Source organism: Lysobacter sp. Soil_N_51, from assembly GCF_057655755.1.
Window position 1 is genome coordinate 62,596 of sequence record NZ_JBDGLR010000009.1, and the last position, 21,918, is coordinate 84,513.

A 21,918-nucleotide genomic window follows, 5' to 3' on the forward strand; every position below is an offset into this window, starting at 1 on the left:
GGCGACCAGAGGCAGTGCAGAGCTGAGAGGGCTGGGGTGAGGGCCGTCGGCAGCTCGCAGCTTCCCTCATCCTCGCGCCCTCATCCGGCCCTTCGGGCCACCTTCCGCCGCAAGCGGGAGAAGAATTCATCCTGACAGCGTGCGAGAAGAACTCACGAAAACAGTTCTTTCCAAAACCCCGGCCCCAACTGCGCCATCTTGCGCAGGAAATCGAAGAATCCCTTCTCCGGCCGGTCCTTGAACAAACGCCGGCGGACCAGGTATTCGCCGGCGAACATGCCGCCGACCACGCCGTAATTGAGGATGTTGGCGAACCACGACCACTGCTCCTGGGTGATCGCGACCACCGGCGTGTAGCCCAGTTGCGCCAGCACGCCGTCGGGCACCGCGATCATCGCCAGCGCGCCGTTGACCAGGCCCAGCCCGGCCAGGACGAAGGCCCACAGCAGGGTCAGGCGGCGGGTGTAGCGGTACAGGTCCGGCGCGAGTTCGCGCGGCGCGCAGCCGTGCAGGGCCGCGACGATGCGGGTGATCAGGCCCTCGCGCGGCGCGCGCAGGCTGCGGCCGAACCACCACGCCAGCCAGCCGTTGAACAGCACCGGCGGGGTCAGCAGCAGCATCTGCGCGTACGGCGTCGGCGCGATCGCGGCGATCGCGGCGAGCAGCAGCGCGGTCGCGATCCACGGCAGCGCGCGCAATCCGAGCAAACCGTCGATGGTCACGAACACCACCAGGTCGGCCAGGGCCAGCGCCGCCAGCACCCCGCTGCCTTCGTGGCTGGCCCAGTGCGCCAGTAACGGATAGGCAATCGCGAGCAGCAGTCGCGCCGGTCCGCTGAGGCTGGACGATGAATCGTTCACGGGATCGAAGGTCCGGCGGGGCGCATGGGCGGGGCGTGCATGACGGGCCACGATAACGGCGAAGCGCGCCGGATGCGCCGGCCGAACGGCATGGGTGAGCGATACGAGACCGGGCGGGGACGCGTCGAACCTGCCGATCGGACCGATTGCGCCGAGCCGGGCCGCAACGGGCCGAATCGAGCGGACCCGATCAAACGGTTCGATTCAGAACGGTTCGATTCAGAACGGTTCGATTCAAAGCGGCCCGACACCGCCGCGACGGCTCAGGCCGCGCGGTGCTGTTCGATATGAGCCGACAGCGCGCGCAGCGAAGCGAAGATGCGGCGGTTCTCGTCACTGTCGGAGCGCAACTGGAAGCCGTAGCGCTTGGTGATCGCCAGCGCGAGTTCCAGCGCGTCGATCGAGTCCAGGCCCAGGCCGTCGTTGAACAGCGCCGCGTCCGGATCGATCTGCTCCGGCGTCACGTCTTCAAGATTCAGGCTCTCGACCAGCAACTGCGCCAGTTCGCGTTCGGCGGGGCTTTGTTCAGACATCGGGCGATCCGGTAACGGCGTAAGCGAGGGGCGCCACGATCCTTCATCGCGGCGCAGCGTGCAACCGGTCACAGCGCACGGGCCACGCGGCCGCCCCACCCGACCGCCTCATTCGCCAGCAATTTCAACCGCTTGCGCATTTTCGGCGATAAATCTGCTGCCCTGCGTCTTGACCTGACCAGCGCACAGTCCGGCGGAGCCGCAGGCTATCATTTGCGCATGAACTCACCTGCTTCCCTGCCCGGGTCGGCCGCCACGCCCGCCGGCGCCGCTGCGTCCCACCACTCCAACCCGCCGCCGGACGACACCACCCAGCTCGAGGTCGATGTGCTCGTCGTCGGCGGCGGCCCGGCCGGCACCACCACCGCGACCCTGCTCGCGCGCAAGGGCTGGAAGGTGCTGCTGCTGGAAAAGGGCAGCCACCCGCGCTTTCACATCGGCGAATCGCTGCTGCCGATGAACCTGGCGATCCTCGAACGCCTCGGCGTGCTCGAACAGGTGCGCGCGATCGGCACCCACAAGCCCGGCGCCGAGTTCCCGATCGACGCCGAGCGCTACAACACCTTCCGCTTCGAACGCGCGCTCAATCCGCAGTTCGGCTATGCCTTCCAGGTCAAGCGCGAACAGTTCGACGAACTGCTGTTCCGCCACAGCCAGGCCAACGGGGTGGATGCGCGCGAACGGGTCAAGGTCGAGAAGGTCGAGTTCAACGATCAAGGCCGGCCGGTCGCGGCGATCGCGCGCGACCACGACGGTCGCGAACTGCGCATCCGCATGCGCTATCTGGTCGACGCCAGCGGCCGCGATACCTTCATCGGCTCGCAGCTCAAGCTCAAGCAGAAAAACAATCTGCACCAGTCGGCGGCGATCTTCAGCCATTTCACCGGCGTGCAGCGCCGCGACGGCGAGAACGCCGGCAACATCACCGTGCAGCGGTTCGCGCATGGCTGGATGTGGCTGATCCCGCTGCAGGGCGATGTGATGAGCGTGGGCGCGGTGTGTTTTCCCGAATACCTCAAGCAACGCCGCGGCGAGACCGAGGCGTTCTTGATGAAGACGCTGGAATCGGAACCGTCGGTGGCCAAGCGCATGCAGGGCGCGCAGCGCTGCGGCGACGTGCATGTCACCGGCAATTATTCCTACACCTGCTCGCGGATGACCGGGCCGGGCTGGGTGATGGTCGGCGATGCGTATGCCTTCGTTGATCCGGTGTTTTCGTCCGGGGTCTACTTGGGCATGAACAGCGGCGAGCAGGCCGCCTCGGTGGTCGACGGCGCGCTGCGCGAACCGGCGCGCGAGGCCGAACTGCAGCGCGGCATGGTGGTGCGGCTCAAGCGCGGGCTCAGGCATTTCCAGTGGTTCATCTACCGCTTCACCACCCCGGTGATGCGCGAACTGTTCAATGCGCCGCGCAATTTCTGGCAGGTGGAACAGGCGGTGATCTCGATGTTGGCGGGCGACGTATTCGACAACAAGGCGGTGCTGCGACGCCTGCGCATGTTCCGTTTCATCTATGCGATGACCGCCATACGCATGGCGCCGCAGGCCTTGCGCGGCTGGTTGCGGCGCAAGCGTCAGGTCGGCGTGGAGTTCCGCGGCGACACCCTGCAGCAGGGCAATCCGTGAGCGCCGCGCCCGCCATGCTGACCGGCCCGCACCTGCAGGTGGATTACCTCGACGGCACGCCCGAGCAAGTGCTCGCGCACGACGACACGCTCGCGGTGTTCGGCTTCGGCCAGGACGCGCCGCATCACGACGACCCGCGCTATCTGCGGGTGGCGCTGGAACCGTTCGGCGACCGTCGGCTGGAACGCTGGCGCGCGAGCGGCCCGGTATCGAGCGGCCGCGACGGCGATCTGGCCTGGTCCGAGGACGGCGCGCTGCAGTTCGGCGTGATCGAACTCGACGAGCCCGAGCCGCTGCCCGGCGAAGCCACCAACGGCGAGATCGCGCGCGCGGCCGAGTACCTGTACCGCAAGCTGATCGCGTTCACCGCGCAGCGCGGTTATCCGCATCTGCTGCGGATCTGGAATTACCTCGACGGCATCACCCTGGGCCACGGCGACGAAGAACGCTACCGCGTGTTCTGCGTCGGTCGCGCCGCCGGCCTGGGCGACTTCCCGATTCCGCGCCTGCCGGCCGCGACCGCGATCGGCCGGGTCGACGGCGCGCGCCGCCTGCAGGTGTATTGGCTCGCTTCACGCACGCCCGGCACGCCGCTGGAAAACCCGCGCCAGGTCAGCGCCTACCGGTATCCGCGCCAGTACGGCCCGCAGTCGCCGAGCTTCGCCCGCGCGATGCTGCCGCCGCAGCCAGGCGCGATGCCGTTGCTGCTGTCGGGCACCGCGGCCGTGGTCGGTCACGAATCCAAGCACGTCGAATCGGTGCTGGCCCAGCTCGACGAAACCCTGACCAACTTCGACAGCCTGATCGACGCCGCGCGGCAACGCTGGCCGAACCTGCCGACCGCGTTCGGCGCCGGCAGTTGCCTGAAGGTCTACGTGCGCGACGTGCAGGACATCGACACCGTCGCCGCGGCGCTGGACCGCCGCTACGGCAACCGCGTCCCGCGCATCCTGCTGCATGCGGCGATCTGCCGGCATGAGTTGCGGGTGGAGATCGACGGGGTGCATGGATGAGCCGTGATTGGGGATTCGGAATTGGGGATTAGAAAAAGCCCGTGAATCGATGCAATGAAAAAGGGAGGCCGAAGCCTCCCTTTTTTCTTGGTTTTCGAGTTGTGATCGGGATGGCCAGCGCTAGCGCACTGACCAATCCCGAATCCCTAACCCCTAATCCCGGCCTTACAAATCCACCCCGAACCCCACGCCGCCCGAGCTCTCCGAACCCGAGAACGCCGCGCCGATGCTGATCGACACGTTTTCGTTGATGCGGCGGCCGTAACCGATCGCCAGGCCGCTTTCGCCTTCCTGGAAACCGGCGCCGACCGACAAGCGACCGCGGCCGGGCTTGGCGTAGGCGTTGTTGGCCGACATCTGCGCCATCGCCGCCGACATCGCGCCGTTGCGGCTGACCCGGCGATCGAGGTCTTCGAACCGATCGTTGACCTCGGAGCGGAAGGTGCCGAAGTCCAGGTTCAAGTTGCTGATGCGCTGGTCGGTGTAGCTGTTGGCCGACTGCAAGGTGCGCGCGTCGCCGGCATCGGCGCGGGTGTTGGCCTGCTGGATCTGGGTGTTGGTGTAGTTGGTCGAGGTCTGCACCGAGGCCACGTCGCCGGCCTGCATCTGCCGCAGGTTGACCGCGTCGGTCGGCGCGGCGCCGTCGGCGAGGTTGGACACGCGGGTGCCGTTGGCGCCTTCCAGGGTCAGCTGATTACGCGAGGCGTCGTCGTAGTTCGCCGACAACGGCGAGCCGCCCGGGCCTTGCGGACCCTGGGGACCGGTCGGACCGTCGGGGCCCTGCGGACCTTGCGGGCCGGTCGGACCCTGCGGCCCTTGCGGACCGGCCGGGATCGCCGCGATGCGCCCGTACAGATCGGTGATCCGTCCGTCGACCGCGCCGAACGCCGAGCCCACGTCGTTGAACGCGCTGCCCTGGATCGTGTAGGTGGGCGCGACGAACACGCCGCCGGTGAAGCTGGCGCCGGCGCCGAACACGCCCATCACGTTGTTGAGCTGCGACAGGTTGACCGCGTCGGTGTCCTGACTGGCGGCCGCGACATTGACGATCTGGCGCTCGCGCCCGGCCGCGCCCACCGACACGGTGTTGGCGCGATCGGCGAGCGAGCCGTTGCCCAACGCGACCGAATCGGCCGCGGTGGTCTGGCTGTTGTTGCCGAGCACCACACTGTCGGCGCCGCTCGCGGTGTTGTTGTTGCCGACGGCGGTGGCGTTGGCGCCGTCGACGGTGTTGGTGTTGCCCAACGCGGTGGCGTTCGCCGCGATCACTTGGTTGGTCGAACCGAAGGCGCTGCTGCCCGCGCCCTGCACCACGTTGAAATTGCCGAACGCGCTGCTGTTCTCGCCGACCGACTGATTGACGTAGCCGAATGCGCTGGAGTAATCGCCGCTCGCGTCGTTCAAGGTACCGACCGCCGCGCTTTCCGCGCCGCTGGCGGTGTTGCCGCGACCGACCGCGCTGGAACTGGCGCCGCTGGCGACACTCTCAAAGCCCAGCGCGCTGCTGCCGACACCGCTCGACTCGCTGCCCACGCCCGCCGCGACGCTGTTGGCGCCGGTCTGGATGCCGCGGACCACGAAGCCGTCGCCGACCGTGGTGATCGCGTTCTGCAACTGACGCACGTTGACCGCATCGGTCGCCTGCGAACCGTCGGCGACGTTGACGATCTGACGCTCGGCGCCGGCCGCGCCGACCGAGACCGTGTTGGCGCGGTCGGCGATCGAGTTCGAACCCAATGCAACCGAATCGTCGGCCGTGGCCCGGCTGTTGAAACCGGCCGCGAGACTGTTGGCGCCGCTGGCGGTGTTGCCGCTGCCGACCGCGGTGGCGTTGGCGCCGGCGACGTTGTTGCCGTTGCCGATCGCGCTGGCATTGACGCCATCGACGGTATTGTCGCCGCCGAAGGCATTGCCATTCACGCCGTTGACCGTATTGAGGCGACCGAACGCATTCGAACCCACGCCGTTGGCGAGATTGAAATTGCCGAGCGCGCTGGCATCGTCGGCGCCAGCGGTGTTGACGAAACCGACCGCGCTGGCGCCGCTGCCGCTGGCGGTATTGGCCGCGCCGACCGCGGTGCTGTCGTCGCCGCTGGCGAGGCTGAGGTTGCCCAGCGCGCTGCTGTTGGCGCCGCTGGCTTCGCTGCCGACACCGGCCGCGACGCTGTTCGCGCCGGTCTGGGTGCCGCGAATCACGAAGCCATCGCCGATCGCCTGCAACTGACGCAGGTTGACCGCATCGGTCGCCGCGGTCGCATCGGCGACGTTGGCGATGTTGCGCTCGGCGCCCGCCGCGCCCACCGACACCGTGTTGGCGCGGTCGGCGATCGAGTTCGAACCCAAGGCCACCGAATCGGCGGCCGTGGCTTGGCTGTTGAAACCGGCCGCGAGACTGTTGGCGCCGCTGGCGGTATTGCCGCTGCCGATCGCGGTCGCGTTGACGCCATCGACGATGTTACCGCTGCCGAACGCGTTGCCGCCGACGCCGCCGACCTCGTTGCCGTTGCCGAACGCGCTGGCGTCGGCGCCGTCGACGTTGTTGTTGTTGCCGAAGGCATTGGCGTTGGCCGACAGCACTTCGTTGGTCGAGCCGAAGGCATTGCTGCCTGCTTCCAGGACCGAGTTGAAGTTGCCGAATGCGCTGCTGTTTTCGCCAGTAGCCTGATTGACGTAGCCGAACGCGCTGGAATAGTCGCCCGAAGCTTCGTTGAACGTGCCGAACGCCGAACTCTCCTCACCGCTGGCGGTGTTGCCGAAACCCACCGCGCTGGCGTTGTCGCCGCTGGCGATGCTGAGGTTGCCCACCGCGGTGCTGTTCGCGCCGCTGGCGAGGCTGCCGTTGCCGAGCGCGCTGCTGTTATCGCCACTGGCTTCGCTGCCCGTGCCGGCCGCGACCGCGTCGGTGCCGGTCTGGGTGCCGCGGATCACGAAGCCGTCGCCGACGGTGGTGATCGCGTCCTGCAACTGACGCACGTTGACCGCGTCGGTGTCGTCGGTGCCGTCGGCGACGTTGGCGATCTGACGCTCGGCGCCGAGCGCGCCGACCGAGATCGTGTTGGCGCGATCGGCGACCGAGTTGGAACCCAGCGCGACCGAGTCGTCGGCCGTGGCCTGGCTGTTGAAACCGGCGGCGAGGCTGTTCGCGCCGCTGGCGGTGTTGCCGCTGCCGATCGCGGTGGCGTTGGCGCCGTCGACGGTGTTGTCGCCGCCGAAGGCATTGCCGTTCGCGCCGCTGACCGTGTTGTTGGCGCCGACCGCGTTGCCGGCATCGCCGTCGACCTGATTGAAGCTGCCGACCGCGTTGCTGTTGGCGGCGTTGGCGAGGTTGCCGGTGCCGATCGCGGTGGCGTTGTCGCCGTCGCTGGTGTTGTCGCCGCCGATCGCGTTGCTGTTCAAGCCGTTGGCGGTGTTGTCGCGGCCCGCGGCGACGCTGCCGTTGCCGGTGGCGGTGTTGAGGTTGCCCAGCGCGCTGGCGTTGGCGCCGCTGGCGATGTTGACGTAGCCCACCGCGCTGGCGCCGTTGGCGCTGGCTTCGTTGGCTATACCTATCGCGTTGGCGTCGTCGGCGCTGGCGGTGTTGTCGGTGCCCAATGCCGCCGCGCCGACGCCGCTGGCGATATTGCCGCTGCCGAAGGCATTGCTGTTGGCGCCGCTGGCGTCGTTGAGACTGCCGACCGCGCTGGCGCTGTCGCCACTGGCGATGTTGTCGCCGCCGACCGCGTTGCTGTTGACGCCGGTGGCGAGGTTGAGCCGGCCGACGGCGTTCGCGCCGACCGCGCTGGCTTCATTGAAATTGCCCAGCGCGCTGCTGTCGTCGGCGCTGGCGGTGTTGACGAAACCCACCGCGCTGGCGCCGCTGCCGCTGGCGGTGTTGGCCGCGCCCAGCGCGGTGCTGTCCGCGCCGCTGGCGACGCTGAGATTGCCGAGCGCATTGCTGCCGGCGCCGCTGGATTCGCTGCCGGCACCGGCCGCGACGCTGTTCGCGCCGGTCTGGGTTCCGCGCACCACGAAGCCGTCGCCGAGCGCCTGCAACTGGCTCAGATTGACCGCGTCGTTGGCCTGAGTGCCGTTGGCGACGTTGGTGATCTGGCGTTCGCTGCCGGCCGCGCCGACCGACACCGTGTTGGCGCGATCGGCGACCGAGCCGTTGCCCAGCGCGACCGCATCGTCCGCGCTGGCCTGCGCGCCGCTGCCGGCGGCGAGACTGCGCGCGCCGCTGACGGTGTTGCTGTTGCCCAGCGCGGTGGCGTTGATGCCGGTGACGACGTTGTCGCCGCCGAAGGCATTGCCGTTTTCGCTCTCGACCCGGTTGCCCCGACCCACGCCGTTGGCGCCGACGCCGGTGACGCTGTTGAACGTGCCCAGCGCGCTGGCGCCGTCGGCGCTGGCGGTATTGACGAATCCGACCGCGGTGGAACCCACGCCGCTGGCTTCGTTGATCCGGCCCACCGCGGTCGCATCGTCGGCGCTGGCGGTGTTGCCGCTGCCGATCGCGAGCGACGCGGCGCCGCCGGCGATGTTGCCGCCGCCCGAGGCATGACTGCCGTCGCCGTCGGCGGCGTTGTCGTTGCCGACCGCCACCGCGCCCACGCCCCCAGCCGAATTGTTGCCGCCCAGCGCGACCGCGCCAGCGCCGTCGGCGCTGTTGTTGCTGCCGAAGGCATTGGCGTTGTCGCCGAGCACCAGGTTGCCGCGGCCGAAAGCATTGCTGCCCAAGCCGCCGGCCTCGTTGAAATTGCCAACCGCACTGCTGTCGTCGCCGCCGGCGGTGTTGACGTAGCCCAGCGCGCTGGCGCTCGCGCCGTCGGCGCGGTTGGCCTGACCGATCGAAACGCTTTCCACGCCTTCGGCGGTGTTGCCGTTGCCGCACGCGATCGCGTCGGCACCGTTGGCGCTGCTGCCGCCGCTGTTTTCGTTGCTGGTGTCGCCGTCGTTGAGGTCGCAGTTGTTGCCTGCGAACGCTACGGGTGCTGCGACCACGTTCATACCGATGACGCTGGCGATAGCCAGCGCCAGTAGGGTGCTGCGATTCATGCGTTTTCCCCCTAATGGCTGACAAGAACCGGATTCGGAACCGTCGAAGCGCGACCATGCGTGTGACCGCGCCCTCCCCGGCACCGGTTTGGTTAACCATAAACGTTTTTGTGCACTTTTTTACATTCGATCCGGTATATAAATTCTGTGGCGTGATGAACAGACTGAGCACGGGCCCTTTCATCACGCTGCAATGCAACAAACCCACCATGGCCGGTTTTGCCCGCTTTTTCACGTCCTTGTGTTCGATCCGTATTCGTGCGCAAACTCGGCCGCGGCTTGTCGTTGCTTCACACAAATAACCGCATTCGTTCGCATAGAAACACCGTCCGAACGAGTCACCAATGCCAATTCTTAGGGGGATTGATCATGAGTACTCGCTTGAAAGTCGGGCTGTTAATGCCCGGCTTGCTCCTTGCCACCTGTTGCGTGGCCCATGCCGCCGAACCGTCCACCGCGGGCGTTTCGGTTTCCAGTTCCAAGGTCGGCATCGACGCGAACGGAAAGCTGCGTCCGCTGACCGAAGCCGAGAGCCAGGCGCTCGACAAAGCCGCGGCGGCACAACAAAAATCAACAACGAAATCCAGCGCCCAACGCGCCACGTTTCCAACCACCGCAGGCGGCGTCAGCGCCACCACGCGTCGCATGGCGAACGGCACGGTCGCACGGAAAATGCCGCGCTCGCAGATGAGTTCGCTGACCGCCACCCGCGATGCGAACGGCAAGATCGTCATCCAGCACAGCGATCCCAGCGACGATGTCGCCCCCGCCACCCAGCAGGGGGAACTGCCGAGTGAATAAGTCCCTGCTCGCGATTTCGATCGCACTCGCTGGCGCCTTCGCCTTCGCACCGAACGCGCAAGCCGCCAACCTCACTCTGATCAACGGCGACGACGGCACGGCCGTCGGCCTCAACGATCCGACCGCGGCCGCTCCGGTCGGCGGCAACCCGGGCGTCTCCATCGGCGAACAGCGCCGCATCGTCTACAAGTACGCGATGGATGCGTGGGGCGCGGTGCTGCAGAGCAACGTCGAGATCAAGGTGTTCGCTACCTTCGACCGCCTGAACTGTACCGCCACCGGCGGCACCCTCGGCGCGGCCGGCACCAACTGGGTCCTCAACGACTTCCCGGGCGCAATCCCGAACACGCTGTACCACTCCGCGCTCGCCGACGCGATCGCCGGCGAAGACCTCGTGCCAAACCCGCTCGATCCGGCCGATATCTACTCCGAGTTCAATGGCGACCTCGGCAAGCCCGACTGTCTGGCGGGTTCGGGCTGGTACCTGGGCTTGGACGGCAAGACGCCCGAAGGGCAGATCAACTTCCTCAACGTGGTCATGCACGAACTCGGCCACGGCTTGGGCGCACAGGGGTTCATCAAGAAGGACTCGGGTGAGCTCGGCTATGATCTCGGCGGTCTGACCGACGTTTACACCGCCAATGCTTACGACTTCGTCGAGAACAAGCGCTTCGACGATCCGACCATGACCGACGCTCTGCGCGCCGCGGCGATGAGAAACCCGGGCCGCACGGTGTGGGCCGGCAATCAAGTCAATGCTCAGGCCGCCTTGGTCCTCGATAACCGCGTCGCGCTGCGGGTGACGGCACCGGCGGCGGCGATGGGCAGCTACGAAATCGGCTTCGCCGCGTTCGGCCCGGCCGCAAGCGAGGCCAGCTTCCCGTCCGCGCAACTGGTGTTGGTCAACGATGGCGTCGCCGCCGCCTCTACCAGCGATGGCTGCGAAACCCCGTTCGTCAACGCGGCCGCGGTCGCCGGCAAGGTCGCGGTGATCGATCGCGGCACCTGCAACTTCGCGGTCAAGGCCAAGAATGCGCAGCTCAACGGCGCGGTCGGCGTGGTCATCGTCAACAACGCCTTCGGCGTGATCACGATGGGCAATGCGGCTCCGCCGATCACCGACATCACCATCCCCACGGTCATGCTCTCGCAAGCCGACGGCGCGCTGGTCAAGGCCAACCTGCCGGCCACGGCAAACGTCCGGCTCGACGATGTGCTGTTGCAGGGCGCCGACCGCAACGGTCGCACGCGTCTGTACTCGCCGACGGTCGTCGCTCCGGGCTCGACCTTCTCGCACTTCGACACCGACCTGCAGCCGAATGCGCTGATGGAACCGTTCGATACGCCGGAAGTGCAGGCCCAACTCAACGTCGATCTGACTCCGGCGCTGTTCAGCGACATCGGCTGGACGCTCAATCCAGGCAACGCGATCCTCGGCACCTGCGACACCACGGTCAAGGCCTTGGAAACGCCAGGCCTGATCATCGGCGCCAACATCGTCGCCGAGAGCAAGCTGTGCGCGACCCACGCCCACGGCAGCCGTGCGCTCTACCTGCGCTGCATCTCCGATCACGCCACCGAGTTGCAGCAGATCGGCGCGATCACCACCACGCAGTTGGGCAAGGTGCGGCAGTGCGCGGCGACGGTGCGTCCGTAAGCCTCACGCTCCACGCATCGTTATAGCGTTGCAAAAAACCGGCGCCGCGAGGCGCCGGTTTTCCTTGCGTCAGCTGAAAGCGCGAAGGTCATGGCGACCTGCGGCACTTGAATTCGCTGCCGCAGACGCTACGTTGCATGCACGAGGCCATTCCGGCCGCATGCGGAGTACGACACGATGGGATTGATCAGCCTGCTCTGGGGCATTTTCGCGCTGGCGTGGATGGTCCTGGCCCTGATTCCGTTGCTCGGCTGGGGCAACTGGTTTCTGATTCCGTTCGCCGCGGTCGGCGCGATCATCGCCGCGATCGGCCTGTTGTTCACCAAGTCGGAAAACAACGGCCGGGCCAAGACCGGCCTGTTGCTCAACGCCATCGTGATCGTGGTCGGCGTGGTCCGGCTCGGGATCGGCGGCGGGATCATCTGACAGTGCGTTCGCGCTGCGCCGTCGCGATGGCGGCGGTGCAGCGACGACCGAGCAACGACGAGCCTGTCTTCAAGCGCCGCGCCGAGACGGTCCACCGCTGCAGGCGTGAGCGCAAACCTCGCCTTGGCGCGAACCCTCGAGGTCTTTTGTGGGAGGGGCTTCAGCCCCGACGCTTTCGTCTCAGATCGCCGATCACCTCAGGCGAAAACCGCGCGGTGGCCAGGGCTCCGCGTCACACCACTCAACTGAACCAGTCCGCTAGACCGACCCAACCGCCACCGGCCGCGCCGCCACCAGCGCGCGCGTATGCGCATGCTGCGGCGCCTTCAACACCTGCGCCGTCGGTCCCGTCTCGACGATGCGCCCGCCTTCGAGCACCGCGATGCGTTCGGCCACCGCGGCCGCGGCCGCAAGATCGTGGGTCACGAACAACAACGCCAGCCCACGCTCGCGCTTGAGCCGCGCGAGCAAGGCCAGGATCGCCGCGCGGTGATGTGCGTCCAGCGCGGATACCGCTTCGTCGCAGACCAACAGATCGGGCGATGTCGCCAGAGCGCGCGCGATTGCGATGCGCTGGCGCTGGCCTCCGGAAAACTGATGCGGATACCGATCCAGCATCGCCTCGTCCAGGCCGACATCGCGCAGCAACTCGGCCGCGCGCGCGCGGCGTGCGGCCTTGTCCAGATTTCCGTGGATACGCAGCGGCTCAGCGACGATCTCGGCCACGCGCAGGCGCGGGTCGAGCGAGGCGTACGGATCCTGGAACACCACCCCGGTCCGCGCGCGCAAGCGGCGCAACGCCGCGGCGTCCAGCGAACCCAGATCGATCCCGTCGATCGACACGCGACCCTGCGCGCCGCGCAACAGACGCAGCAATACCCGACCCAAGGTGCTCTTGCCGCTGCCGCTTTCGCCGACCAAGGCCAGCCCTTGCCCACGTCTTAATTCGATATCGACGCCATCCAGCGCCGGCCGCGGCGCGCGCGGATAGCACATCGACAAGGCTTCGCCGCGCAGCAGCGGTGGCGTGTCGCTATCGGCCTTCCCCACCGACTCGGGCGGCAAGGCATCGATCCGATCCGCGGCCAGCAGCTCGCGCGTATACGCATGCGCCGGCGACGCGAACACCGTCGCGGTGTCGCCGCGCTCGACTACCTCGCCGCGTTGCAGCACCAGTAACTGCTGCGCATACGCGCCCACCAGTGGCAGGTCGTGACTGATCAGCAGCAGCGCCAGGCCGTCCTCGCGGCGCAGTCGATCGAGCAGATCGAGAATGTCGCGGGCGATACGCGCGTCCAGCGCCGATGTCGGCTCATCGGCGATCAGCACCCGCGGCTGCGTCGCCAGGGCCAGCGCGATCGCGATGCGCTGACGCTGGCCGCCGGAGAACTGATGCGGATAACGACGCAGCGATGCGGCCGGGTCGGGCAGTTGCACGCGTTCGAGCAGCGCCTGCGCCTGAGCGCCGGCCGCCGTCGCCGACAAACCACGCACCACGCGCAAGGTTTCGTTGAGCTGCGCGCCGATCCGGCGCAGCGGATGCAGGGCCGCGAGCGGATCCTGCGGCACCCACGCCAAGGTGCGCCCGCGCAACCGCGCGTGCGCGGCGCTGGCGATCGCGATGTCGTGGCCGTCGATGTTCAAGCGTCCCCGCGCGCGCAACTGCGCCGGCAGCAGGCCGAGCAAGGCCAGCGCGGTCAGACTCTTGCCGCTGCCGCTTTCGCCCACGACGCCGAGGCATTGGCCCGCATGCAGTTCCATATCCAACGGGCCGAGCAGACGCCGCGACGGCGACGAACCGCTGTCGACGGCGACGCACAAGCCATGCAGCGAAACCAGTGCGCTCATGCGGCCGCGGCCTGCCGCGGCGCATCGCCCTGCGGCGAACGATGCACATCGAGCCAATCGCGCAGCCCGTCGCCGAGAAACTGGAACGCGGCCAGCGTCGTCACCAGAAAGCCCGCCGGAAACAGCAAGGTCCACGGCGCGCTGTCCAGCTCCTGCACGCCTTCGGCCAGCAGACCGCCCCAGCTCGACGACGGCTCGTCGATCGACAACCCGAGAAAGCCGAGAAAACTTTCGACCAAGATCGCCTGCGGCAGGATCAACCCCAGGTACACGAACGCCAGCGGCATCAGGTTCGGCAGCACATGCCAGCGCAGGCGCTGACCGAAGCTCGCCCCGGCCGCCTGCGCCGCGAGCACGAACGGCGCCTCGCGCAGCCGCGCGGCCTCAGCGCGCATGACCCGGGCCAGATCGATCCAGACATAACCACCGATCGCCGCCAGCAACAGCAGCAGCGAACGTTCGAACAAGGTCAGCAGCAGGATCACCACCAGCAGGAACGGCAGCGCCGAGAACACGTCCAGCACTCGCACCATCAGCCGTTCGACCCAGCCGCCGGCGAGCCCGGCGATCGCGCCGTAGCCCAGCCCGATTACCAACGCGACCACGCTCGCCAGCAAACCGATGCCCAGCGACAGCCGCCCGCCGGCCAGGGTGCGCGCGAACACGTCGCGACCGATCGCATCGGTGCCGAACCAATGCCCGGCGGTCCCGGGCCGGGCCGACAACGCGTCCCAGTCGGGCAGGATCGGACCGTAGCGCCCGAGCCAGGGCGCCAGCCAGCACAGCGCCGCCAGCGCGGCGAGAACCAACAGGCAGGTGCGCGCCAGCGGCGGCAGGGACATGAACGATCGCATTGCCGCGCATCGTAACCGCTCCAGACCAACCCAGAGTCGGGTCTTGCCCTGTAGGAGCGGCGTAAGCCGCGACCGCGACGTCACGGTTACGTCGAACGCTCCGTCGCAGCCGTGGCCTCGCGGTCGCGGCTCACGCCGCTCCTACCCTCGCCCACCCACATGCCGGGCGGTCATAAGCAGATGAAGCAATACCTTTTCCCCTGGCCCGCGCGCCCCGCCACATTCCCTACATGGTGAATAGGAAATGCTGACGATGAAGGCCAAGTACGCCCTGCGCGCGATGTGCGCGCTCGCGCGCGCCGAGCACGCCCGGCGTCCGACCGACCCAGCGCTGGTCCCGCGCCCTCGCCGCGAACGGCTGCAGGCGCGCACCATCGCCGAACACAGCGGCGCGCCGAGCAAGTTCCTCGAAACCATCCTGGTCGACCTGCGCCAGGCCGGCTTCATCGACAGCCGGCGCGGCCAGAAGGGCGGCCACGCCCTCGCCCGCCCGGCCGATCAGATCATGGTCGGCGACCTGATCCGCGCCATCGACGGCCCGCTGGCGCCGGTGCGCTGCGCCAGCGTCAGCGCCTACCAGGCCTGCGCCGACTGCCCCGACCCGGACGCCTGCAGCCTGCGTTCGCTGATGCGCGAGGCGCGCGATGCGATCTCCGACGTGCTCGATCGCCGCAGCCTGCGCGAACTGGCGCTGGCCCCGGATTTTCTCGTCGCCCTGCCGATCGCCGAAGCCAGCTTGAGTCTCGACGGAGGCCTGTCGTGAACCGCGGCCCGGGCTCGGGCGCGAAGCAGAACGCCGCGTCGAGAACGGCCGCGCCCGCGACGCCGACAAAACCCGCCGCCGCGACCCGCAAACGCGCCGCCACCGACGATGCGCAACAAGTTTCGACCGTGCGTTATCCGATCGCCCGCGACCCGGAACCCGAGATCAACATCGTCAACCTCAGCGATACCGAATACGTGCTGTTGAACGCGGTGCGCGAACTGCGCGCGGGACGGATCGAAGTCGTCATTCAGGGCTCGCGCATCGTCGAGATCACCCGCACCCAGCGAGTCGAGGTCGACGCGGCGCACGAGTCGTGGGCGTAAGCAGCACCGTCAATCAAGCAACCACCCGCGGGGAAGCGGGCGGTCGTCAGCAGCATCGCGGTCGACGGGTTCGGCGCTGGGCATTCGCGCCTCGATGATGTCCGCGGCTTTTGTTTTCTCCACTCAGTGCGTGGACCCATCCACGTCCGTCATCGATCGAAGGGGCACGTCATGCAGACCCGGGCTCGACCTGCGCTCAACGCGCGCACCGCGACCGTCTCGTTGTGGAGCGCGCTGGCCTGCGCGCTCGCCCTGCCGGCTCATGCGCAGTCGAACGAGCTCACCGTCGAGCAACTGGCCCAGCGCCTGCGCGCGATCGAGCAACGCCTCGGCGGCGGCGACGCGGTCGCCAATGCATCGGCCGACAGCGGCAACCTCAGCGATCTCGACCAACGCCTGCGGGTGATCGAACGCAAACTCGAACTGCAGGCCGAGGAAAACGCCGCGCGCGTCGCCAGCACGCCGGTGGTGTCGCTCAGCGCGAGCAAGGGCCTGTCGGTGAAATCGCCGCCGCCGGGCGATGTCGAACTCAAGTTCAAGGCGCTGGTGCAGGCCGACGGCCGCTTCTTCATCGACGACAGACAACTGCCGCAGAACGACACCTTCCTGTTCCGCCGGATCATGCCGACCATCGAAGGCACCTGGGGCCCGCTGATCGGCTTCCGCTTCACTCCCGAATTCGCTGGCGACAGCGCGACCATCGCCGATGCGTATTTCGATCTGAAATTCGATCCGCGCGCGACCGTGCGGATCGGCAAGTTCAAGAGCCCGGTCGGCCTGGAACGCCTGCAATCCAGCGGATCCACCGGCCTGATCGAACTGGGGCTGGCTTCGGAACTCACGCCCAATCGCGACCTGGGCGTGCAGTTGCAGGGCGAACTCGCCGGCGCGACGGTGTCGTACGCGCTGGGCGTGTTCAACGGCGCGGTCGACGGCCGCGACAGCCCGACCGTCAATCCCGACAACGAATTCGAACTCGCCGGCCGCGTATTCGTCGAACCGTGGAAGAACGCGAGCAACGCATTGTCAGGCCTCGGCTTCGGCCTGGCCACCAGCAGCGGCGACCGCCGCGGCAACGGCAATAACTTCCTGCCGCGCTACCGCACCCCGGGCCAGACCCAATTCTTCAACTACCGCAGCGCGGTGCTCGCCGACGGCGCGCAGACGCGCTGGTCGCCGCAGGCGTTCTACTACCGCAACGGCCTGAGCCTGCTCGGCGAATACGTCAGCTCCAGTCAGGACGTACGCGTCGGCGCCTTCGCCGACGAACTCGAACACACCGCCTGGCAGCTCACCGCCGGCTACGTGCTGACCGGCGAAGACGCCGGCTACAAGGGCGTGGCCCGGCCTAACCAAGCTTTTACGCTCGGTGCGGCAGGCTGGGGCGCGTTCGAACTGGTCGCGCGCTACGGCCGCCTGGAAATCGACGACGACACCTTCCCGCGTTACGCCGACCGCAACGCCGTCGCCGCGGCCGCGCGTTCGTGGGGACTGGGCTTGAACTGGTATCTGACCGGCAACCTCAAGCTCGTCGCCAACTACACCCAGACTCAATTCGACGGCGGCGCCGCCGCCGGGGCCGATCGAGAAGACGAAAAAGCCTTCTTCACCCGCGCCCAACTCGCATTCTGATTCGACCTCGCCCTTCCCTCACAGGAGCTACCGATGAAAGCCGCACTCCGATCGACCCTGCTGGCGCTGGCGCTCGCCGCCGCTGGCACGGTGTCGGCCAAGGACACCGACCTGCTCAACGTGTCCTACGACCCCACGCGCGAGTTCTACGCCGAGGTCAATCAAGCCTTCGCCGCGCAATGGAAACAGCAGACCGGCGAAACCCTCAACATCCGCGCCTCGCACGGCGGCTCGGGCAAACAGGCGCGCGCGGTGGTCGACGGACTCGAAGCCGACGTGGTCACCCTCGCGCTCGCTGGCGACATCGACACCATCGCCAACGCCAAGCAGTTGCCGGCGAACTGGCAATCGCGGCTGCCGCACCAAAGCTCGCCCTACACTTCGACCATCGTGTTCCTGGTGCGCAAGGGCAACCCGAAGGGCGTCAAGGATTGGGACGACCTGATCAAGCCCGGCGTCGCGGTGATCACCCCGAACCCGAGGACCTCCGGCGGCGCGCGCTGGAATTATCTGGCCGCGTGGGCCTACGCCTCGACCAAGTTCCGCGACGGCGACAAGGTCGTCGACTTCCTCACCCGCTTGTTCAAGAACGTCCCCGTGCTCGACACCGGCGCGCGCGGCTCGACCACCACCTTCGTCGACCGCAAGATCGGCGACGTGCTGATCGCCTGGGAAAACGAAGCCCTGTTGACCCTGGAGCAATCCAACACCCGCGGCCAGTTCGAAGTCGTCATCCCGAGCCTGAGCATCAAGGCCGAACCGCCGGTGGCCTGGGTCGACAAGAACGTCGACAAACACGGCACCCGCAAACAGGCCGAAGCCTACCTGCGTTTCCTCTACACCCCCGAAGGCCAGCGCCTGGCCGCCAAACACGGCTACCGCCCGGCCGAACCGGACAAGGTGCCGGCGGCGGAACTGGCGAAGTTCCCGAACGTGAAGCAGGTGACCATCGACGGCGCGTTCGGCGGCTGGAAGAAGGCGCAGGCGGCGCATTTTTCGGATGGTGGGTTTTTCGACAAGATTTATTTGCCGAAGTGAGGCGATGGCCAACAACCATCTCAACAACGACAAGGCCTGCGGAAGTGGGCCTTGTTCTTATGCTGATGACCAATCCCAGCGCAACTAAATTTAGTTGCGAACGAGGCGCCGCTTGAGTTCCATGGAATATCCTCGCCTCATCGCCGCCTCTCATGACTAGCTAGGGCGCAGGCGGATTAATCCGTCACTATCCAGATCAAATGCGATATCGAAGCCCGCCAATCGCACAATTATTTCTTGGGTATGATCAAATTTCTTTAACGGCACCAGCCGCCCGATATGGCGCTCCTCGACCGGATTGATTTCCAACCACTCTATGGCGTCCACCTTTATTGGCCCACGCCCCTTTACTTCCACATATGACTCAGACGGCTCAATCAGCCAAGGGCTCCACTCCGACGCAGCCCCGGCGTCAGACTCCAACACCCTAACCAACACATTCAGATCACTCAGAATGGTAGAAATCAAGCTATATAGATATTTATTTTTCCTTTTCATAAGAAATATGACTTCCTTTGACGCCGTGATAGTGGGGCAATTCGTGCGTATTGTCGTCTTTGAACCGATGTCCGTTGCTGTGATGATCGATGGAAACTTTTTCGCCGGTTCGAGCATCAGTAGTAATCAACAACTTAGACGGCTCCCCCTTATCGCCTTTTAAATTCTGATTACCCCCATGAACATCCTCTCGCCTAAAGTTATTAGGCTTCGAGACCTGAGCGCCGTGCTGTCGCATAGCCTCTCGACGAGCGGCCCTTTCCGTTTTCATGGTTACATCTCGGGCCCCCTGGGCTCTTCGTGCAGTTGTGGTCGGACTCGGGCCGGTTTTATCGGAGCGCTTGCCACCACCAGTACTCCCTGCCACCGCGTGTGCGAAAAGATAGCCCGCTTTATATGAAGCGCTGCCCTCAGGCATTTCGAACACATCGTCCGCCGCATCCGCACCGCCCTTTCGAGCGCCATCACCAAAGCCACTTGCCTGCCCTGATCTGCCATCTGGGTCAGTGAACATATACGGGCTGTTATACGCATAAGCGTAGCGATTGAAATGCCTGAGATCAGAACTTTCAGCCGTTACTGGATCTACGCTTAGAAATCTACCAATAGCCGAATCGTAATAGCGTTGCTGCATGTAACCAAGCCCGGTTACGCCATCAATTAAATGCCCGGTGTAACCAAGTCCATCATACGCAGGCTTGGCGATCGCACTACCGAACGGTTCCCAATCAGTCCGATCGATGACTTGGCCGGTTTGATTGCTCACCGCCACCGGACTGCCCAGCGCATCGGTGTGCTGGTACTTCACCAGCACGACGTCACCGGCCTCTCCGACGCCGGGCGTAACGTCGCGTTGCGCGATCACGCTACCCGCTAGATAGAAATATTCGCTGGTGGTATTGGTATTCGACTGATGTCTGCTCAACAGCTGGCCCGGACCGCTGTAGAAGGTCCGCTCCTCATTCGAATTGCTCTGGGCGATCACGCGCCGGCCCTGGGCGTCGTAGCGATAGGACTGCAGGCCCACCACCTGGCGCAGCCGGTTGCCGTAGTCGAACTGGAACTGGCGACCGTTCTTGTTGGTGAGGTTGCCCTGCACGTCGTAGCTCATGCCAATGAGGGTGGCACCGGCTGCGCTCTGGATATTGGTGAGTTGGTTACGAGCATCGTAGTAATAGCGATGATCCTTGACCCCACCCAGCGACCACGACTTCAAGTTGTCGATTGCGTCGTAGGTAAAGCGATGCCAGCAGTCGCCGCCGAAGCTACACGATCCCGCGGCCTGCAAACGATCGAGGTCGTCGTATTCCATCGAACGGGTGTACTGATCGCCGCGTCCGAGGTCCTTGATCTGTGCGACGTTGCCGTTGCCGTCGTAGGTCGTCTGCAGATCCAACACACCGGCGTCGACGCTGCGCAGCGGCAACTGGCGCGCGTTCTGCGTCATCGTGTGGACGACGCCGTTCCCGTAGGCAAATGTCCGCAGCGCGCCATTCGGGTAGTAACCGATGGCGGAGGCGTAAACAGCGCCATTGGAATCGCTCACGGTCGTGGGCTGACCCAATGCATTGGGAACATAGTCGATCGTGAGCAGGCTCGGATAACGTACCTGGCTCAAACTTCCATGTGAGTCGTAGTGATAGTCCGCGGAATCATATAGGGCGACGAAATCCGAATTGGATTCGCCTTCGGTCAAGCGGCGCTTGTTGTAGGAGTAGCCGCTGTACAACGGAAATGAAGTGCCGTTGGACGTTCTGATGGAGCTAGGCAAGCCGTCCGGCGTATACGTCCAGATCTGATTGCCGACGCCATCAGGGAACGTGAGGTTCTTGACTCGATTGCGCTTGTCGTAGGTGCGCGTCACCACCCGTCCCGAAGCCTGCGCCTCAGTCCGATTGCATGTCGTCACATCAGCAAGCGCCAGCCCGGCCGCCGACCAACTTACGTTGCCGGCATTGTCGTACTCGGTCACCGTCGCGCCGGTCTCGGGCTCGATCGCCTTGCACAACTGCTGATACTGGTCGTAAACGAAACGTCGCGACAGCAACTGCCAGCCCGGGATCGAATGCTGCCCGGACTGACCGAGCAACACGTTCGCGCCCGCGCCGACGCCGTAAGCGAACAGTTTCTTGTTCGGATGGGCGCGACGGATCGCTTCGGTCAAGGTAAAACTGAAACGATGCGGTATGCCACTGGTGCGGCAGGCCGCCGAAATCGCCGGCTCACTGGCCTGATCGGCGCGAACCGTCCCGATGAGTACCCCACCATTGGGCGCGCTATCGCGGGCGAACAACTGCACGTCGATCGACGCGGACCTGCCGGCGAGGCAGGCCCAGCCGTAGGCGTCGAATCCTCCCGCGCCGTTGTCGCGAACGCCGTCGATCTGGCCGGGCACGCTCATCGGCTCAACGGTAACAGTCCGGGGCTGCGAGACCCGGGCCATGCCGTTGTTGTCGGTGGCCTTGGCCGTCAGCGAATACGAGCCCGCCGCGACACCGGACCAGGTGAACTGAAACGGCGGCTGCGTCGTCGTCGCGATGGATTGGTTGTTGGCGAAATACTCCACCGATACCACTTGCCCATCGCTGTCGGTCGCGGTCACCGACAGGGGAATGGTGGCGGGAGCGCTGTAAGGACCGCCGGTAATCGGATTCAGCGTAATCGAAGGTGGCAAATCGCCTGGGATCAGCACATTGAACGATTGCCGCTGTTCGTTGAGGTTGTGCCCGTGCACATCCACGGCGTTGGTATGCAGGACGTATTGCCCCCGCGGAAGATTCAGCACGTAGTCCGGAACGTCGCAGGCGGAGGTCCGCAACAATACGTCGTCGAGATACAGGTAGACGGTTTTCGGAAAATGGTCGTCGTCGCTGACGCACTGGATCTTGACGTTGATCGTGGCCGGTGCGTAGTACAGGCCATCCGGGCTCAAAAGAATCAGCGCCTCGCCAGCGCGCGCGGTCAGCGCGGGCGCCAGGGTCAGCAACAAGGCCAGTAGCATCCTGGCGA

General features: G+C 66.1%; 16 protein-coding genes. 9 read left to right on the forward strand and 7 right to left on the reverse strand.

The window, feature by feature from the left end:
• Positions 1-152: 152 nt before the first annotated feature.
• Both AC3A4T_RS17980 and AC3A4T_RS17985 read right to left on the reverse strand, forming a co-directional pair.
• Positions 153-860, reverse strand: coding sequence for a COG4648 family protein (locus tag AC3A4T_RS17980; RefSeq protein ID WP_487676617.1), 708 nt, complete (start codon positions 858-860; stop codon positions 153-155).
• A gap of 263 nt (positions 861-1,123) precedes the next feature.
• Entirely contained in the window at positions 1,124-1,393 is a 270-nt protein-coding gene (locus AC3A4T_RS17985) for a phosphopantetheine-binding protein (protein ID WP_487676618.1), read from the reverse strand.
• Positions 1,394-1,612: 219 nt separating this feature from the next.
• Between AC3A4T_RS17985 and AC3A4T_RS17990 the strand changes: the two genes are divergently transcribed.
• Together AC3A4T_RS17990 and AC3A4T_RS17995 are read left to right on the forward strand one after the other, a co-directional pair.
• Positions 1,613-3,019 carry an NAD(P)/FAD-dependent oxidoreductase gene (locus AC3A4T_RS17990; RefSeq protein WP_487676619.1) on the forward strand — a complete coding sequence of 469 codons (1,407 nt, stop codon included), beginning with the start codon at positions 1,613-1,615 and terminating at the stop codon, positions 3,017-3,019.
• A 14-nt stretch (positions 3,020-3,033) separates the two neighbouring features.
• Positions 3,034-4,032 (forward strand): chorismate transformation FkbO/Hyg5 family protein, encoded by a 999-nt coding sequence (locus tag AC3A4T_RS17995; protein WP_487676868.1) that lies wholly within the window; start codon positions 3,034-3,036, stop codon positions 4,030-4,032.
• Positions 4,033-4,197: 165 nt separating this feature from the next.
• Here AC3A4T_RS17995 and AC3A4T_RS18000 read toward each other — a convergent pair whose 3' ends face one another.
• Entirely contained in the window at positions 4,198-9,066 is a 4,869-nt protein-coding gene (locus tag AC3A4T_RS18000; RefSeq protein WP_487676620.1) for a beta strand repeat-containing protein, read from the reverse strand.
• A gap of 366 nt (positions 9,067-9,432) precedes the next feature.
• On the opposite strand from AC3A4T_RS18000, the gene AC3A4T_RS18005 reads away from it, so the two are divergent.
• From AC3A4T_RS18005 to AC3A4T_RS18015, 3 genes are all read left to right on the forward strand, one after another.
• Positions 9,433-9,867, forward strand: a complete 435-nt coding sequence (locus AC3A4T_RS18005; RefSeq protein WP_487676869.1) for a post-PEP-CTERM-1 domain-containing protein — start codon at positions 9,433-9,435, stop codon at positions 9,865-9,867.
• Positions 9,860-11,524 (forward strand): PA domain-containing protein, encoded by a 1,665-nt coding sequence (locus tag AC3A4T_RS18010; protein WP_487676621.1) that lies wholly within the window; start codon positions 9,860-9,862, stop codon positions 11,522-11,524. Before AC3A4T_RS18005 ends, AC3A4T_RS18010 begins: the two co-directional genes overlap by 8 nt.
• A 177-nt stretch (positions 11,525-11,701) precedes the next feature.
• Positions 11,702-11,950, forward strand: coding sequence for a hypothetical protein (locus AC3A4T_RS18015; RefSeq protein ID WP_036108061.1), 249 nt, complete (start codon positions 11,702-11,704; stop codon positions 11,948-11,950).
• A gap of 258 nt (positions 11,951-12,208) precedes the next feature.
• On the opposite strand, the gene AC3A4T_RS18020 is transcribed toward AC3A4T_RS18015, so the two are convergent.
• Positions 12,209-13,798 carry a dipeptide ABC transporter ATP-binding protein gene (locus tag AC3A4T_RS18020; RefSeq protein WP_487676622.1) on the reverse strand — a complete coding sequence of 530 codons (1,590 nt, stop codon included), beginning with the start codon at positions 13,796-13,798 and terminating at the stop codon, positions 12,209-12,211.
• Positions 13,795-14,640, reverse strand: coding sequence for an ABC transporter permease (locus AC3A4T_RS18025; protein ID WP_487676623.1), 846 nt, complete (start codon positions 14,638-14,640; stop codon positions 13,795-13,797). Before AC3A4T_RS18025 ends, AC3A4T_RS18020 begins: the two co-directional genes overlap by 4 nt.
• A 265-nt stretch (positions 14,641-14,905) precedes the next feature.
• On the opposite strand from AC3A4T_RS18025, the gene AC3A4T_RS18030 reads away from it, so the two are divergent.
• The 4 genes from AC3A4T_RS18030 (at position 14,906) to AC3A4T_RS18045 (ending at position 18,411) form a co-directional block, all read left to right on the forward strand.
• Positions 14,906-15,415, forward strand: coding sequence for an RrF2 family transcriptional regulator (locus tag AC3A4T_RS18030; RefSeq protein ID WP_487676624.1), 510 nt, complete (start codon positions 14,906-14,908; stop codon positions 15,413-15,415).
• Complete coding sequence (locus tag AC3A4T_RS18035) at positions 15,412-15,741, forward strand: hypothetical protein (RefSeq protein ID WP_487676625.1); 330 nt, start codon at positions 15,412-15,414, stop codon at positions 15,739-15,741. The genes AC3A4T_RS18030 and AC3A4T_RS18035 overlap by 4 nt, the downstream gene beginning before the upstream one ends.
• 171 nt (positions 15,742-15,912) lie before the next feature.
• Positions 15,913-17,373: an OprO/OprP family phosphate-selective porin gene (locus tag AC3A4T_RS18040; RefSeq protein WP_487676626.1), complete on the forward strand. Its 1,461-nt coding sequence runs from the start codon at positions 15,913-15,915 to the stop codon at positions 17,371-17,373.
• 33 nt (positions 17,374-17,406) lie between these two features.
• Complete coding sequence (locus AC3A4T_RS18045; RefSeq protein ID WP_487676627.1) at positions 17,407-18,411, forward strand: sulfate ABC transporter substrate-binding protein; 1,005 nt, start codon at positions 17,407-17,409, stop codon at positions 18,409-18,411.
• A 156-nt stretch (positions 18,412-18,567) separates the two neighbouring features.
• Here the strand turns inward: AC3A4T_RS18045 and AC3A4T_RS18050 are convergent, their stop codons facing one another.
• Entirely contained in the window at positions 18,568-18,909 is a 342-nt protein-coding gene (locus AC3A4T_RS18050) for a DUF6678 family protein (protein WP_487676628.1), read from the reverse strand.
• Positions 18,893-21,898, reverse strand: coding sequence for an RHS repeat domain-containing protein (locus AC3A4T_RS18055; protein ID WP_487676629.1), 3,006 nt, complete (start codon positions 21,896-21,898; stop codon positions 18,893-18,895). Before AC3A4T_RS18055 ends, AC3A4T_RS18050 begins: the two co-directional genes overlap by 17 nt.
• Positions 21,899-21,918: the final 20 nt, after the last annotated feature.